The 15,764-nt window shown below is 59.4% G+C and carries 15 protein-coding genes; 8 read left to right on the forward strand and 7 right to left on the reverse strand.

Translation table 11 applies throughout. The annotated features are described in order from the left end of the window. Positions 1-110: 110 nt before the first annotated feature. The 4 genes from AB4Y89_RS13345 to AB4Y89_RS13360 are packed head-to-tail and all read left to right on the forward strand — an operon-like array spanning position 111 to position 3,925. Positions 111-566, forward strand: a complete 456-nt coding sequence (locus tag AB4Y89_RS13345; RefSeq protein WP_442301425.1) for a hypothetical protein — start codon at positions 111-113, stop codon at positions 564-566. 20 nt (positions 567-586) lie between these two features. Then, a complete protein-coding gene (gene gatB / locus AB4Y89_RS13350) occupies positions 587-2,065 on the forward strand; it encodes an Asp-tRNA(Asn)/Glu-tRNA(Gln) amidotransferase subunit GatB (protein ID WP_442301426.1) in 1,479 nt (492 codons plus the stop codon). A gap of 19 nt (positions 2,066-2,084) precedes the next feature. After that, positions 2,085-3,554 carry a hypothetical protein gene (locus tag AB4Y89_RS13355; protein WP_442301427.1) on the forward strand — a complete coding sequence of 490 codons (1,470 nt, stop codon included), beginning with the start codon at positions 2,085-2,087 and terminating at the stop codon, positions 3,552-3,554. Between the two features lie 56 nt (positions 3,555-3,610). Further along, the gene (locus tag AB4Y89_RS13360; protein WP_442301428.1) at positions 3,611-3,925 is read left to right on the forward strand and encodes a DUF6496 domain-containing protein; all 315 of its coding nucleotides are present in this window, start codon (positions 3,611-3,613) and stop codon (positions 3,923-3,925) included. Between the two features lie 44 nt (positions 3,926-3,969). Here the strand turns inward: AB4Y89_RS13360 and AB4Y89_RS13365 are convergent, their stop codons facing one another. Together AB4Y89_RS13365 and serA are read right to left on the reverse strand one after the other, a co-directional pair. Further along, positions 3,970-4,257, reverse strand: a complete 288-nt coding sequence (locus tag AB4Y89_RS13365) for an FmdB family zinc ribbon protein (RefSeq protein WP_442301429.1) — start codon at positions 4,255-4,257, stop codon at positions 3,970-3,972. Between the two features lie 2 nt (positions 4,258-4,259). Then, positions 4,260-5,867 carry a phosphoglycerate dehydrogenase gene (gene serA, locus AB4Y89_RS13370; protein WP_442301430.1) on the reverse strand — a complete coding sequence of 536 codons (1,608 nt, stop codon included), beginning with the start codon at positions 5,865-5,867 and terminating at the stop codon, positions 4,260-4,262. 72 nt (positions 5,868-5,939) lie between these two features. On the opposite strand from serA, the gene AB4Y89_RS13375 reads away from it, so the two are divergent. Continuing rightward, entirely contained in the window at positions 5,940-7,949 is a 2,010-nt protein-coding gene (locus tag AB4Y89_RS13375) for a spermidine synthase (RefSeq protein WP_442301431.1), read from the forward strand. 245 nt (positions 7,950-8,194) lie between these two features. Here AB4Y89_RS13375 and purN read toward each other — a convergent pair whose 3' ends face one another. From purN to AB4Y89_RS13390, 3 genes are all read right to left on the reverse strand, one after another. Further along, positions 8,195-8,797 (reverse strand): phosphoribosylglycinamide formyltransferase, encoded by a 603-nt coding sequence (gene purN / locus AB4Y89_RS13380; RefSeq protein ID WP_442301432.1) that lies wholly within the window; start codon positions 8,795-8,797, stop codon positions 8,195-8,197. A 16-nt stretch (positions 8,798-8,813) separates the two neighbouring features. Continuing rightward, positions 8,814-9,869, reverse strand: a complete 1,056-nt coding sequence (gene purM / locus AB4Y89_RS13385) for a phosphoribosylformylglycinamidine cyclo-ligase (protein WP_442301433.1) — start codon at positions 9,867-9,869, stop codon at positions 8,814-8,816. Between the two features lie 144 nt (positions 9,870-10,013). Beyond that, entirely contained in the window at positions 10,014-10,466 is a 453-nt protein-coding gene (locus AB4Y89_RS13390) for a thiol-disulfide oxidoreductase DCC family protein (RefSeq protein ID WP_442301434.1), read from the reverse strand. A gap of 37 nt (positions 10,467-10,503) precedes the next feature. Between AB4Y89_RS13390 and hemL the strand changes: the two genes are divergently transcribed. Further along, on the forward strand, positions 10,504-11,799 hold the full coding sequence (hemL, locus tag AB4Y89_RS13395; RefSeq protein WP_442301435.1) for a glutamate-1-semialdehyde 2,1-aminomutase: 1,296 nt from the start codon (positions 10,504-10,506) through the stop codon (positions 11,797-11,799). Between the two features lie 321 nt (positions 11,800-12,120). Here hemL and AB4Y89_RS13400 read toward each other — a convergent pair whose 3' ends face one another. Both AB4Y89_RS13400 and AB4Y89_RS13405 read right to left on the reverse strand, forming a co-directional pair. Next, entirely contained in the window at positions 12,121-13,398 is a 1,278-nt protein-coding gene (locus AB4Y89_RS13400; RefSeq protein ID WP_442301436.1) for an MFS transporter, read from the reverse strand. Positions 13,399-13,569: 171 nt separating this feature from the next. After that, positions 13,570-14,283, reverse strand: coding sequence for a polysaccharide deacetylase family protein (locus AB4Y89_RS13405; RefSeq protein ID WP_442301437.1), 714 nt, complete (start codon positions 14,281-14,283; stop codon positions 13,570-13,572). 186 nt (positions 14,284-14,469) lie between these two features. Here AB4Y89_RS13405 and AB4Y89_RS13410 point away from each other — a divergent pair, with 186 nt between their 5' ends. Together AB4Y89_RS13410 and AB4Y89_RS13415 are read left to right on the forward strand one after the other, a co-directional pair. After that, positions 14,470-15,117 carry a deoxynucleoside kinase gene (locus AB4Y89_RS13410; protein ID WP_442301438.1) on the forward strand — a complete coding sequence of 216 codons (648 nt, stop codon included), beginning with the start codon at positions 14,470-14,472 and terminating at the stop codon, positions 15,115-15,117. A 100-nt stretch (positions 15,118-15,217) separates the two neighbouring features. Next, complete coding sequence (locus AB4Y89_RS13415) at positions 15,218-15,763, forward strand: hypothetical protein (RefSeq protein ID WP_442301439.1); 546 nt, start codon at positions 15,218-15,220, stop codon at positions 15,761-15,763. The last annotated feature ends 1 nt before the right edge of the window (position 15,764 follow it).

Raw genomic sequence — 15,764 nt, forward strand, 5'->3', positions numbered from 1 at the left:
CGATTTAGATAGATTGGCCGGTCGGCTAAACTCGGTCTATGGATCAGAGCTCTCCGGAAGAACAGTGGCCTGCCCTTCAAAGCGATGACAAGGATTTCTTAGCGGAGCTCATGAAGATCCTGACTGCTCGCGTTTCCGGTGATCCCTACAGCACTGATGGAAGTTTTGCTCAAAGTCTGGAGGCGCTTCCTGTTGGACTTAGAGCCATGGCCGCAACACATTGGCTTGATGTGAGCCTGACGCTCGACAGCATTACATGGCACTTCGGCAATTTCGGTGAACCCGGACTAGTGGCCCAGACGGAAGAGGGGCTGCTTGAACTAGGCCTGCCGGAGCTAGGGGCCTGTTTTCACGAAGCGGCTGAATTGATGATGCCTCTACTGCACCAGCGAATTTCGGAAGAAGATCCGAATGGACTATTGAAGCGGAAAGGTCTGCGGAAGGTGGCGGATAAGATCAACAAACGGGCGTGGGGGCTCGACTCCTCTGAACATGACAGGTCGGTAATCTATAGCGCCTGGGTTCGGTACGCCCGGACACATCCCGAGCGCGTCTTTGGCTCCTAAGTTGATAAAATTTGGTTCTGATGCCCACAGCTAGCGCGCTTTCGCCCGAGGTTCTCGCCAAGTACCAGCCCGTGATCGGGCTTGAGGTCCACGTCCAGCTTCTTACCAAGACGAAGGCATTCTGCGGCTGCGTCAATCTCTACGGTGGCGAGCCCAATACCCACGTCTGCCCGGTCTGCCTTGGCCTGCCCGGAGCTCTGCCTGTGTTGAATGAGCAGGCGGTAGAGTTTGCTGTCCTGACGGGAGCGGCACTGAACTGCAAGATCAACCCGGTCAGCATCTTCGCGCGGAAGAACTACTTCTATCCGGACTCGCCCAAGGGCTACCAGATCTCGCAGTACGATAAGCCGACCTGCGAGCACGGCTATCTCGATATTCCAGACGGCAACGGTGGCCTGAAGCGTATCGGGATCACCCGCGCGCATATGGAAGAGGACGCGGGCAAGAGCATCCATGATGGTTTTCCGGACTCGGTGACGCGCAGCTACATCGATCTGAATCGCTGCGGCACGCCGTTGATCGAGATCGTTTCGGAGCCGGATCTCCGTTCGCCGCAGGAAGCATTTGATTACCTCACGAAACTGAAGGAGATTCTGCTGTACGCCGGCGTCTCCGACTGCAACATGGAAGAGGGTTCGCTGCGTTGCGACGCTAACGTCTCGATCATGCTGAAGGGCGCAGACAAGTTTGGCACCAAGGCTGAGGTGAAGAACGTCAACTCGTTCCGCTTCATCCGCTCGGCGCTGGAGTATGAGATCGAGCGCCAGGTTGAGATTCTGGAGTCGGGTGGCAAGGTGGCGCAGGAGACGCGTCTGTACAACTCCGCTGAGGGCGTGACCTACTCCATGCGTTCGAAGGAGCAGGCGCATGACTACCGCTACTTCCCAGAGCCGGATCTGCCACCACTGCTCATCAGTGAGGAGTGGAAGAACGAGATTCTGAAGGGCCTGCCGGAACTGCCTGAGGCCAAGCGTACGCGTTTGATTGCGGAGTACGGCATTACGGAGAAGGATGCGGAGACGCTGACCGCTTCGGCGTCGTTCGCGGATCAGTTCGAGGCTGCGGCCAAGGCATCGAAGAGTCCCAAGCGTGTTGCCGCGTTGATTACCAGCGAACTTACTGGCCGTTTGAATGCCGCCGGTCTGGAGCTGGAGCAGTCGCCGGTCAGCATGAAGGGCCTGGCGATGGCGGCCGACCTGGCAGAGAGCGGTGAGCTTTCGAGCAAGATGCTCAAGCAGTTGCTCGATACAAGCTTTGAGAAGGGTGAGGATTTCCCGGTCGTCTACGAGCGTGAGAAGCCGCAGCAGATCTCCGATACGTCGGTCATCGAGAAGATGATCGATGAGGTCATCGCCGCCAATCCGAAGCAGGTGGAGCAGTTCAAGGGCGGCAAGACGACTGTTTCGGCCTTCTTCGTCGGTCAGGTAATGCGTTTGTCCAAGGGACAGGCGAATCCTGCGTTGCTGAATGAGCTGGTGATTAAGAAGCTCAACCAGTAGACGCGCATCCAAAGCAGGTATGCGGCGTATCTGTTGCAGTGTGGCTTTCTTACGCGGTGCGGCGTTTGCGGTTGTCTCGTGTACGCTGATGGCGGCTCAGACCATGGCTGCTCCTACATTGCCGAACACGGTGCCGCTCTCGCAGATGATGCGGGAGCTCTCCGCTCAGCCTGGCTTCACGGAGAAGCTGCTGGCTGCGATCAACGGCGGAGAGAAGGCGGGCGCGGTGCTGACGCCGAAGCTCTTCGATCTGCTGCGCAGCCTGATCCTGGGAAAAGACTGGAGCGGTCTTGACCGCTTTCCCGGATGGACGATTGGCCGTGTTAACGGCACCGTCGATCTGGGAACCCGGATCTTCGGTGAGAAGCTGAAACCTGCAACGCGAGCCCTTGCGCAGTGGGTCACGCTGGGACCGTACACCCTTGAGGCGGCGGAGACGGAAAACCTCGACAAGCCTTCTGACCGTGGTGAGTTGAAGGCGGAGGTCACCGACCTTGGTGCGGAGGTCACGCGGGGCGATGGGCCTGATCCGAAGCTTGCTCCTCTGCATGCTGAGAGCCAACGTCTGGCCGAGGTGTTGAATCGCCTATCTCTGAACCGCCTCGATGATGCGCAGAGTTTCAGAGCAACCTTCGGTGGACGCACTGCAGATACGCCGGAAGAGTTGATCGATGCGCTGGCTGCGAGCGGGTACCGGATTACTGTTTCGGACGTTCGTTACTTCGCCAACTTCGGACACTTCCATTACAAAGGCCAGGATGTGACGATGCCCTTCTTCCTGGACTCACAGCTTCTGGTTCCTGCCGATCACTGGTGGCAGCGAAGGCGGCATCTCCTGGTGCCGGTTGCGCATGCGGAGTACGAGTTGATGGTAGAAGGGCCGCGTCTGCATGCGGATGTGACCTTCTACTTCGGTATCGATGGCCGCGCGGAGTTTCGCACCAACGATCTGTTGAATCAGCCGTGGGTGATGGGCCGGCACGCGCATGAGTATGAGGGTGCACAGGCGCGCGAGGTAATCCGTCTGCTGGGCGGCTTCACGGCCGCGTATGCACGGCTGCATCTGGCGAATCCTCAGCTTCCTTTTGGTGGGTATTACACGCTGGGTGTCTGCCAGGATGCTGTTTCCGCGATTGAGTTGAAGATGACAGGAAAGACGACTCTCTTCCCGAATACGGCGCAGACAGAGTTCTTCAACGATGCGAAGGATGCGGAGGTGAATGTGTTGATGGCTGCCATTCCGAAAGACCGCGACGGTGTGGCGCCTTCACCCGAACGTGTCTTTGGATCGTTGCCAACGGCAGACTTCAGCATCATCACTGTTCCTGGCTTGCGGGAAGATGTGCAGCGCAGTTATGCGGCGCATCAGCGCGGTGAGCTCACGAGATCGCCTGGTGTGTGGCAGTGGGTTCTTGAAGGCATTGCCTTCATCGCGTCGATCATCCTGTCGCTGTGGGGATACAGAAGGTATCAGAAGATGCTGGAATGATGGACAACTCTCTTTCAGGTTGCCTGACTCTTATAGCGCGGGAGGATAGTTTCATTATGGCAACCAAGAAGGCAACGAAGAAAGCAGCGAAGAAGAGTACGAAGAAGGCCGCCAAGAAGAGCACCACACGGAAGAGCACGGTGAAGAAGGCCGCCAGAAAGGCAACTAAGAAGGCTGCAAAGAAGTCGTCTACGCGGAAGTACTCTCCTTCGGCGGGTAAGAATGTCGAGACCGAGATGCGCGCAATGAAGGCCGGCAAGCTGAAGAGTGGCCGCAGCGGCAAAAAGGTCACGAGCCGGAAGCAAGCCATCGCGATCGGACTTTCAGAAGCCCGCAAGGCGGGTAAGAAAGTTCCGAAGAAGCGTTCCTGAGTTCTGTCTTGCAAGAGAAAGCCCGCCGGTAAGGCGGGCTTTTCTTATTTCTTATCGGAGGTTGTTGTGGCAGCAGGCGCCGGCGTGGAAGAGGTCGAGTCGCTGCTGGTGGTGGTGCTGGACTCAGACTTCGCCGCACCGCCACTCTTCTTGGAGGAAGAGTAGAGATCCGCGTACCATCCGCCGCCCTTGAACTGCACCGCGGGCGCTGTGATGGTCTTCTCCAGACGGCCACCGCATTGCTGGCACTCGGTCAGCGGCGGGTCAGAGAACTTCTGGATCTTCTCAACGTACCGGCGGCATTGCTGGCACTCGTATTCGTATAGCGGCATAGTTAGATTTTACCCAGCTCCACCAGGCGAACGCTGACGATAGCCTCCACCTTGCGCAGTGCGGCCAGTGCGTCATTGGCGGCTGCGGCGGAGGGTACATCGATCTGCACCACGGCCAGGGCCTGACCCTGCGGAACGCTCTGCGAGCGGACGTTGCGGCCCAGGGCGAAGTTCGCGATGTTGATACGGTGTTCGCCGAGGATGGTGCCGATGCGGCCGATCACGCCCGGGACGTCGTGATTGCGGATGACGACGAGCGTGCCGGTGAGCGGAGCCTCGATGTCGATGCCGTCAAAGCTCAGCAGGCGCGGCGAGCTGCCATGCAGCACCGTTGCAGAGCCGGAGGAGACGCCACTGGCTGAGTGCAGCGTCAGCTTCAGCACTGAGCCTGCGCCGCCGGAGGCGAACTCTTTCTTCTCTTCCTGCAGGCGGATGCCCCGTTCCTGCGCGACCGCGGCCGCGTTGATGCGGTTCACGTTGTCGCTATCGGCAAGAATGCCGCTGATGGAGGCGTTGCGAACCAGCTCGGTCTTGCCCTGTGCCAGACGGCCGGCGTAGTTGATCTGGATGTTCTCCAGGTTCCCGGGGGTGGCGTGCGAAAGGAAGGCTCCCAGGCGCTCGGCCATCTCCACATAGGGAGCGACCTGCTGGTACTCCTCATGCGTGAGCGAGGGGAAGTTGACGGCGTTCTGCACGACGCCAAGCTTCAGGTAATCGCGTACCTGCTGCGCAAGCTGAATACCGATGGCTTCCTGGGCTTCATCAGTCGATCCGCCGATGTGGGGCGAGAGGATGACGTTCTCCAGGCCGTGATATGGAGACTCCTTCAACGGCTCCTGCGAGAAGACGTCGAGGGCAGCGCCGCCGATCTTGCCGGCTTGAATGGCTTCAGCCAGAGCGGCATCATTGATCAGCTCGCCGCGGGCGCAGTTCACAATGCGAACGCCCTTCTTCATGGTCGCCAGCGAAGTGGCATTGATCAGGCCTTCGGTCTGCGGTGTCAGACCTACGTGCAGCGTCAGGTAGTCGGCCTTGCGGAAGACTTCGTCCAGAGGAGCGAGGCCGACGCCGTTCTCGCGTGCGATGACGGGAGCAACGAAGGGATCGTAGCCGATCAGCTCCATGCCGAAGGAGCGGGCGCGGCGCGCCACTTCCTGGCCGATGCGGCCCAGGCCGATGATGCCGAGGGTCTTGCCGCGTAGTTCCTGGCCCTGCAGGGTCTTCTTGTCCCACTTGCCGGCGTGCATGGTGGCGTTAGCGCGAGGGATGAAGCGCGCCATGGTGATCATCAGGCCGATGGTCAGCTCTGCCACGGCGATGGCGTTGGCTCCGGGCGTATTCATTACTACGATGCCGCGATGGGTGGCGGCATCGGCGTCGATGTTGTCAACGCCCACACCGGCACGGCCGATGATGCGCAGCTTCGGAGCGGACTCCAGCAGCTTGGCGTCTGCCTGAACGGCGCTGCGGACGATGAGAGCATCAGCGTCCGCGAGCTCAGCGGCAAGGCCATTCTTGATCTGGTCCGGCGTTACGATCTGCCAGTTGGGCTCTTCTTGAAAAACAGCAAGGGTAGCAGGCGAGACTTTTTCGGCGAGGACTATCTTCATGACAGCTCTATTTTACTTGGCCGGCCGCCCGGACCCCGGATGATAGGCTGGGACACGCCATTTGCGCGTCCCATGACCAAGCGTCCGCTCTTTGCCCTGACCATCTTTCTCGGCGCCTTTCTGCTGTTTCTTGTAGAACCTCTGGCTGCCCGTCAACTGCTTCCTTCCCTTGGCGGAAGCTCTGCCGTCTGGATCACCTGCCTGGTCGTCTTTCAGCTTCTTCTGCTGTTCGGCTACAGCTATGCCCACTTGCTGACGCGGCTACGGATCCAGCGTGGCGTGCATCTTGGCCTGTTGGCGGCGGCGGTGCTGCTGGCCTTTGTCTCGACGGCTCCGGAGTCGCCGACGGCATTTTCGCACCCCATTACGACCATCTTCCTGGCGCTCGGCAGCAGCATCGGTCTGCCGTTTCTGCTGCTTTCGGCCACCAGTCCGCTGCTGCAGGTATGGCTGGCGAAGAGCGAAGGGGAAGGCGTGCGGTACCGGCTGTTTGCGCTTTCGAACGTCGGCAGCCTGCTGGCGCTGCTGGCATATCCCGTCCTGATTGAGCCGCATATGTCGCTGCACACGCAGCGTATCTCCTGGGCTGCGGGATTCGTTGTCTATGCCGCGCTCTGCGCGATGCTGGTTCCGGCGAGCGGTAGTGGTGTGGTTACGGAGGAAGCGGCCCAGCCGGTAGCCCGTCCGGCTACCGGAAAGCTTGTGCTCTGGTTCCTGTTGCCGTTTGCTGCCTCCATGCAGCTTGCGGCGGTGACGGCGCACCTCTCACAGGACATTGCACCGATTCCGTTGCTATGGATTCTCCCGCTCTCGGCCTATCTGCTCAGTTTCATTGTTGCGTTTGAATTCGGGCAGTTCTACCAACGTGGTCTGGTGATTCGTTTCCTGGTCGTCTTTCTGGCGGCGTTGGCATACACACTTACGAAAGAGGGAGCTACCTTTCCCATCTGGCTCAGCATCAGCTTCTACTTGATTGAGCTCTTCCTGGCCTGCTACTTCTGCCATGCCGAGCTTTATCTGCATCGTCCGGAAGACCCACAGCAGTCGACGATGTTCTACCTGATGCTCTCGGCCGGCGGAGCCGCGGGAACCTTCTTTATCGGCATTGTGAGTCCGCTGGTCTTTGCGGCGAACTACGATCTGGCGATCTCCTTCTTTGTCACTGCGGCGGTCGCCGTCATTGCGTTGTGGCAGGGGGGCTGGGCGCAACGCCTTCTGTGGGCGACGGCGTCGGTGCTGCTGCTCTTCCTTATCGGGAAGGAGTACCAGGCGTTCCAGGCAGGAAGCATGGCCCAGGTCCGCAACTTCTACGGTCCGTTGCGCGTGACGCAGGGAGCATTTCCTCCGGCGAGTGTACTTCGCACGCTCTACAACGGAACGATTAAGCACGGCACGCAGATCTTCACTCCCGATCATGCGCGGGTTCCGGTCAGCTACTATTCGCCCGATTCCGGCATCGGCCTGGCAATGCGCTACTGCTGCGTCGGCCGGCCGAAGTCAGTGGGTGTGATTGGGCTGGGTTCAGGTTCTCTGGCGGTGTATGCGCAGCCGGGTGACCGCTATCGCTTCTACGAGATCAATCCTGCGGTCGAGCCGATTGCTCGTAATCTCTTTACCTATCTCCGCGATGCTCCAATTCAGATTCCTATCGTTGCCGGAGATGCGCGGATCTCATTGCAGCACGAGGCGCCGAACAACTTCGACATCCTGGTGATCGATGCGTTCTCCGGCGATGCGATTCCGCTGCATCTGATCACGACGCAGGCACTTGGGTTGTACCGGAAGCATATGGCTCCGGGCGGCATTATCGCGTTTCATGTTTCGAACCAGTATCTGCATCTCGCACCGGAAGTAGCCGCGCTGGCGAAGACGGCTGGTCTGGATGCGGTGCTGATCAGCACTCCGAATGATGAGAAGAAGGGGTATTACAGCGCGACATGGGTACTGCTGACGAATCGCAAGGATTTTCAGCAGGAGACGGATGTGGTGATTGCGCGGTCGAGTTTTCCGGAGATCAAGGCAACTGCGTGGACGGATGATTATTCGAGCATTTTGCCTTTGATGAATTGGGGGAAGCGGTAAAGAGTGCCATACCCTGGGTGCCCCATATCTGCGAAGCAGATGTGGGCATTCGCGCTATGCGCGAACCGTTTTGCTGATTACGGTTGAGAAATCCCACTGGACAAACGGATCGAGCGGAGCTCGATACTCCCACATCTGCTTCGCAGATATGGGGCACCCAGGGTATGGGGAATTGGGCACCTGTGGCATCCTTGCCCACCCTAGCGTTGCGAGGGTGGGGCACCCGATTGATAGAAGGGGCTTGCTTACTTGCGGATGTAGCGGCGGCCTTCTATGCGGTACTCGCCGGAGAGGACTCGCTGCAGGGCTTCCGCGTAGGCCTGGTGTTCCTGTTCCAGAATGCGGGCTGCCAGTGTGTCGTGCGTATCGTCGTCGAGGACCGGCACGGTGCGCTGCACGATGATGGTGCCGTGGTCCACTTGCTCGTCCACGAAGTGGACGGTGCAGCCTGCGACTTTGGCACCGTACTCCAGCGCTTGTCCCWGTGCGTCCAGGCGCGGGAAGGCGGGCAGCAGTGAGGGGTGGATATTCAGAATGCGGTTCGGGAAGGCCGCGATGAACTCCGGCGAGATGATGCGCATGTAGCCGGCCAGGCAGATGAGGTCAACCTTGGCCTCCTGCAGCGCCGCGATCATCTGGCGATCATGCTCCTGACGCGGAATGCCTTTCGAGGGAATCGCATAGGCTTCCAGGCCCAGTTGGCGGGCGGCATCGATTCCAGGCGCGTCTGCTTTGTTCGAGAGCACGAGCACGATCTCACAGCCGTGCAGGGAGCCATTGTTAATGGCTTCCGCGATCGCGAGAAAGTTCGATCCCCGTCCGGAGAGAAGAACACCGAGTCTGGTCATCGAGGACGTACGGCTCTTAAGCGTAGCTAACCTTGCGGTCGCCGCGAACGACGCGGCCGATCACATGGAAGCGCTCATTGGCGCGGTTCAGAATGGCCTTGGCCTTCTTTACCTTGTCAGCGGGAACGACGCAGATAAGACCGATACCCATGTTGAAGGTGCGGAACATCTCATCCTGCTCGACCTGGCCCAGCTCCTGCAGGTGCGTGAACAGCGGCGGCACCTGCCATGAGGTGAGATCGATATGTGCTCCCATTCCCTTGGGCAGCACACGTGGAAGGTTCTCGGTAATACCACCGCCGGTAATGTGCGCCATGCCGGAGACACAGTCGGCCGCGTGCAGCTTCCTGATGATGCCGAGGTAGCTGCGGTGCGTCTTCATCAGGGCAGCGCCGGTCTTTTCCTTGATGGCGCCGACGTACTGATCGGCGGTGTATCCCGCGACTTCAAACAGCAGCTTCCGGGCCAGCGAATAGCCGTTGGTGTGCAGGCCGGTCGATGGGAGACCGAAGAGTACGTCACCGACTTGAGTCTTCTCACCGGTGATGATGCGGTCTTTGCTGACGGCGCCGACGATAAAGCCGGCCAGATCATAGTCGCCCGGCTGATAGAACCCCGGCATCTGGGCGGTTTCGCCACCGATGAGAGCGCATCCATTAGCCTTGCAGGCGTCGGAGAGACCGGTGACGATCTTCTCAACGACATTGCCTTCCAGCTTGCCCATCGCCAGGTAGTCCAGGAAGAACAGCGGTGTTGCGCCCTGTACAGCGATATCGTTTACGCAGTGATTGACCAGATCGCCGCCTACGGTGTGATGGATGCCGAGCTCGAAGGCGACTTTCAGCTTGGTGCCTACGCCGTCGGCGGAGGAGACCAGCACCGGATCCGGAAACTTGCTCAGGTCCAGGCCAAACAGGCCGCCAAACGAACCGATCTCTGACAGGACGTTCTTGTTGAAGGTCCGGCGCGCTAACAGCTTGATCTTATCTTTGGAGCGGTCTGCTGCGGAGATATCCACACCGGCATCGGCGTAGGAGATGGGGCCTGAGGACTTCGCGGGAATTGGAGCCAAAGATGCGCCTTCCAAATGGAAAATAAAACAGCAGGAAGTCTAGAGTTTATCAGGATTGATGGGGAACGGTGGCCAGGGAACAGACGCATTTTGCTGGGTTGATGTGTCTCATTCTGAGACATCCACTTCAATTTTCAGCTGATTTTACGTGTCTAGTCCGATGAAACGCTCACGGAGGCCCGGCTCCGGAAGAGGGCAGATTTCGTATCGCCCTGCGAGATGGTAACGAATCCGGGCGACCAACCGGTAGACCGGGTCGCCTAGCCACGACGGAATCGCCATCAGAAGGCGTCCAAGGATTCTCCAGGGTCGCGTCAGCCGCAGCATGACCTGTGCGACCGCCTTGGTGCGCAGGAAGATCCGCTCTTGCGGAGTGAGGGCATGTTCCAGCACGACGACGGAGTTCAGGGTCGCGGCGGTAATTCCGTACCGCACCAGCAGCTCCGCTCCCAAGGGGGAGCCAAGCGGTAGAAACAGGAGGCGGCCTGTGAGGTCGCGCTGCGCGGCAAAACGCACAACTCCGTTACAGAGGGCGCATACGCCGTCGTAGAGCAGGATGTCCCTGCCCGCGAGCCGTTGCTGTTCCTGTGCGGTCATCGTCCGAGCCTCCTTCCGCCTTTCTATACTGAATTAGATGACTCGAGTGCTGGAAATGTCCCGTTCGCTGCAGCGTCGTGCCGAAGGTCTCTTTCCCGGCGGTGTGAACTCGCCGGTGCGCGCCTTCCGTTCCGTGGGCGGCGATGCTCCCTTCCTGGAACGCGCCCAGGGTGCCTATCTGTATGACGCCGATGGCAATCGTTACATCGACTATTTCGGCTCCTGGGGACCGATGATCCTGGGCCATGCCGTGCCCGAGGTCGTGGATGCCATTCGTTATGCCTCCGGCCGCAGCGCCAGCTTTGGCGCCTCGCATGCCGGTGAGGCCGAGTTGGGTGAACTCATCCGCACGGCAGTTCCATCGATGGAGCGGATGCGCTTTGTCAGCTCCGGGACAGAAGCGACGATGTCGGCCATTCGTGTCGCCCGCGGTTTTACAAGGCGCCGCTACGTCATCAAATTCGAGGGCTGCTATCACGGCCACGCCGACGGTCTGCTGGTGAAAGCGGGTTCCGGCGTCGCTACCTTTGGCATCCCTGGAAGCGCCGGCGTTCCCGATGAGGTTGCACACTTCACGCTGGCGTTGCCGTACAACGACATCGCTGCCGTTGAGGCGGCGTTTGCGAAGCATAAGGGCGACATCGCGGCCATCATTCTGGAGCCGGTTGTCGGCAATGCCGGCACGCTGATCCCTAAGGCTAGGTATCTGGAAGCATTGCGGGCGCTCACTGAGGAAGAGGGCGCTCTGCTGATCTTTGACGAGGTGATGACCGGCTTCCGCCTGGCGCTCGGCGGAGCGCAGCAGCGCTTCGGCATCAAGCCCGATCTCACCACCATGGGCAAGATCGTCGGTGGAGGTCTGCCGGTCGGTGTCTTCGGCGGACGTGAGGATGTGATGAACATGCTCGCTCCGCTCGGTCCTGTCTACCAGGCAGGAACGCTGAGCGGCAATCCGCTGGCGATGGCTGCGGGATCGGCTACCGTGGGCCGTCTGATCCGCGAGGCGGGAACGATCTATCCGCAGATCGACGAGACGACGCGTCAGGTTGCTGAAGGCGTGGCACGGGTTGCTGCGGATGCCGGTGTCCGGCTGACGACGAATCGTGTGGGAAGCATGTGGACCTGGTTCTTCACTCCGGATGCGGTGGAGAATTTTGAGGATGCAGCGAAGAGCGATACGGCTGCATTTGGCCGGTTCCATCGCGCCATGATGGAGGAAGGTGTGTGGTTGCCGCCTTCGCAGTTTGAGGCTGCTTTTATTGGTTTGGCGCATGGTAAGGATGAGGTGGAGAAGACGGTTGCGGCGGCGCGGAAGGCGTTTGCTGGGGTTTGATGTGACCTACTTGCCTGGGTGCGACGGCCTCGCAACGCTAGGGTGGGCGGGAAGTCACGAATCTTAAAACAAGCTACCGCTCAAGCGCTGAAGGCGCGTTCTATACCAGCCTGGGGCAACGCCCCAGGTTCGCGATTGAAGAATCTGGAAGGGCTGAAAGCCCGCTCTATAGATTTTCATCTCAATGCGTGGGCATTCGAACCCGCCCTAGCGTTGCGAGGGCGGGGCACCCTGGCTAGATGAGAATCGCGAAAGACGGTTCGCGCGGAGCGCGAATGCCCAGGTCCCTAGGGGACCTGGGGCACCCGGTGTATGGGCACTTTATGCGGTTGTGGCCGCGGGTGTCTTTGGTTCCATGAAGAGTTTGCCGACTGCCATCAGGATCAGCAGAAGTATGGCGCAGAGTGTGAAGACCTGGCGGGTGCCGGTGTGTTGTGCCAGTAAGCCTGAGAGGATCAGGCCCAGAATCTGCGCGGTGAAGATCATCGACATCAGCGTGGAGCCGACCCGGCCCATCAGGTGGTGCGGCGTCTCCTGTTGAATCATCGTCTGTGCCGGAATGATGATGCCCGCTACCGACAGGCCGATCACCAGGTTGCCGAGGATGCATGTGGCCAGATAAGGAATACCGGCAAGGATCACCAGACCTATGGCAATTCCACTCAGGCCGGCGTAGACCAGCACCGTGTTCTTCATCTTCTTGCCGAAGGTATTCAGCAGGTTCATACCCAGCAGAATTCCGGCGCCGATGGAGGCGGAGGCCGCTCCGAAGGAGCGCGGGGTGGTGGCATGCAGCACGTCGCGCACGTAAACGGCGATGAGCGGACCGAAGCATCCCAGCACGAACATGCCGGAGGCCAGTGCAAGGATCACGAACAGCAGCGCCTTATGATGCACGATGAACTGGATGCCCTGCTGCATGTCATGCAGTACGCGTGCGACGCCGGTCTTGGTGGTCTGGTGTTCCGCCGCCACCGGCGGACGCTTGATGGTGATGCTGGCGATAAAGCCGGCGGAGACCACGAAGCTGATCGCATCCACGATGTAGCAGGCCTTGGCTCCCAGAGCCGTTACCAATACGCCAGCGGCCGCCGGACCGATGATGCGCATGACGAACATAACCTGCTGCATCAGTGCATTGGCGGAGCGCAGGCCGTGTATCGGCACGGCTGTGCGGAGAGTGACGCCCTGTGCCGGATTGAAGAAGCTGGAGACGATGGAGATGGTGGCGAGAATCAGGTAGAACTGCATCGTCGCCCCGGCCCAGATCAGCAACAGACACAGAACCGCGCGTGAAAGGTCGCTGGCGATGAGCGTTCCCTTGAGTGACCAGCGGTCGACGAAGACACCGGCCACGATACCCAGAAGGGCAATCGGCAACTGATAGGCGATCTGCACGCCGGTTACCTGTTGCGCCGTGGCATGCAGGTTGAAGGTCAGCACACTGATGACGGCGAACAGCGCAAGAAAATCGCCGAAGTTCGAGACCACCTGGGCGTACCAGAGCCGGCGCATAGTGTTGATCTTCAATACCTCACGCATCGACATCGGTTCCGGGTGAACGTGCGGAGGCGCCTGTGCCTGGGTCTGCGTGCTCATATGGGTCTTTCCTCTAAAGAGCGTTTTCCCTATTGCTGAGTATCCCGGAAGGGCTGTGCAGCGGCGTTTTCATTTCGGAAAACGCCCATAGATGTGGAAGCTCCACGTTACTCCTATAGGGAAAAATGCTCTAACGCTAGAACGTGGATGCCGTGAGGAAATTGTAGGAGCTTAAACCCAAATTTCGGGAGTGACAAATGTCAGGTTCCTGATATTTCTTTCCAGCAACAGAGAGGTAGCTTCCACGGTGGGCATGCGCTTGGCTCCCAGCCCAAGATGGCTGCCGTCATGCAGTAGAAGGTTGGAGGCGCGGCCTTTCTTCCGATTGGCGGCGATGCCCCTCTCCAGGCGCTCCAGAAGTTGCTGCGGCGATGCGGGATTCCAGTCCTGCGCGGCGACATTCCACTCCACGGGGATCAGACCGAGCTCGCGCGCAATGCGAAGCGTGGCGGGGCGGCGGGCTCCGAAGGGAGGACGGAAGAAGCGGATCTTCTGTCCCAGGGTTTGCTCCAGGATGTCGTTGGTCTCGGTGAGCTGACGCCGTGTCTCTCGCGATGAGGTGATGGCCAGGTTCGGGTGGGTGAGGGTGTGATTGCCGATCAGGTGTCCGGCAGCAGCGACGCGCCGCGCCAGCACCGCTTCTGCTTTCACAAAGCTGCCCACCATGAAGAAGGTCGCATGGACCTGGTGCTGCGCCAGGATGTCGAGCAGCCGCAGTGTTGCATCAGGATTGGGGCCATCGTCATAGGTGAGTGCGGCCTGTCCTGGGTCTGACCCGGCAATGAGAGTGGCGCCATAGAGCTGGGATTCCGGACGATAGGCTGCGTACACAGAAACACCGATGCCAGCGGCAACCGCCGCTCCGGCAAGTACAGGGGAAAGCATGCCTCTTAATAATGCTCTTTGGAGACGTAAGCGCGGTAGGGAACTGAGGTGAATCCAGTTACATCGGTTATTGGGATATGGATATATCGAAATGGAAGAGCCCTGCCATGTGCTTCGTTCGTTACTTGGCGCGGTATCCGGCGGGTGATATTTTGCTTTTTATTCGCCTTTCTGGAGGGTTTCGTCATGCTGTTCGATTTGCCCAGTTACATCGCCATTGAAGGTCCCATCCGTGTGGGGAAATCGACCCTGGCAGGCATGCTGGCTGAAAAGATGGAGGCGCATCGCGTTACCGAGCCCGAAGACAATCCTTTTCTCGACCGCTTTTACCGGCAGGAAGCGGGCATAGCCTTTGCCACCCAGATGTGGTTTCTCGAGGCTCGGTATAGCCAGTTACAGGCTGCGGAGCGGAAGGCCGGCGGTGGTCTTGTGCGCCAGAGCGTTGTTTCCGACTACATCTTCGAGAAAGACAAGCTCTTTGCCTGCTTGAACCTGGGGGACGATGAGCTGAAGCTCTATAACCGCTTTTACGAGCCCATGCGTTCTAACCTTTCGACGCCTGACCTGGTGATCTACCTGAAGGCGACGCCCGACGTGCTGCGTACGCGACTGAAACGAAAGGGCGTTCCTGGGGAACGTGCTGTCAGCGAGGAGTACCTGGAGACGGTGATCGAGGCGTATGAGCACTTCTTCTCCCGCTACACGGCCAGCGATCTGCTGGTGATCGATACCTCGCAGATCGATTTCGTGCACAATAATCGGGATCTGCAGGCTCTTTTCCGTCGCCTGGATGCTCCGGTAAAAGGGACGCAGCATTTTCTGATGGTGGGATAGGCGCGATTCCCTTACAACTTCCACCATGGGACAGTGGTCCTAGAGAATAGGGCTCAGTACTCCATCGGGAGTTTGTTCCCATCAGGAGTTCTCAAAAGACATGTTCGATCGGGTTTTGATCTTTCTGATGGGGATGCTTCTGTTCCTCGGCTCGAGTGCGGCGCAGCAATCACCGACACCCGATACTCCGGGCGCGAGCGAAAGTTCTGGAACGCTGCTGAAGGTTCAGATGCAGGAGCGTGTCAGCTCCGCGGATGCCCGGAACGGTCAGGTACTGCGCGGTCAGCTTACCGCGGCCGTTACTCTCGAGGGCCGGACCTTCGCTGTGGGAGCTCCGGTGACGGTTACGGTGGTTGCCGTTGCCAAGGCAGGGGAGATCGACAGCGCGGGAGAGCTTTCGCTGCAGGTGGAAGCGGTTGGGCAAGAGGAAGTGCTGAGCGATGTCATTGTGATCCTGGGCAAGAAAGGCACGAACGAGCTTGGGGACGCGCCAGCCAAGGGAACTGAGGCTGTGGTGGAGGCGAAATCCGTGCTGACGTTCCATGTTTTTCCGCTGGGGCTTGCGTATCGGGAGCGTCAGGCCGGGGCAGGGAAGAGGTTGGAGTTGGCGGGGGCGGTCGGTACAGGTCAGTTGTCCGTGGAGTAGA

It is taken from the genome of Terriglobus sp. 2YAB30_2, assembly GCF_052114765.1.
GTDB lineage: Bacteria > Acidobacteriota > Terriglobia > Terriglobales > Acidobacteriaceae > Terriglobus.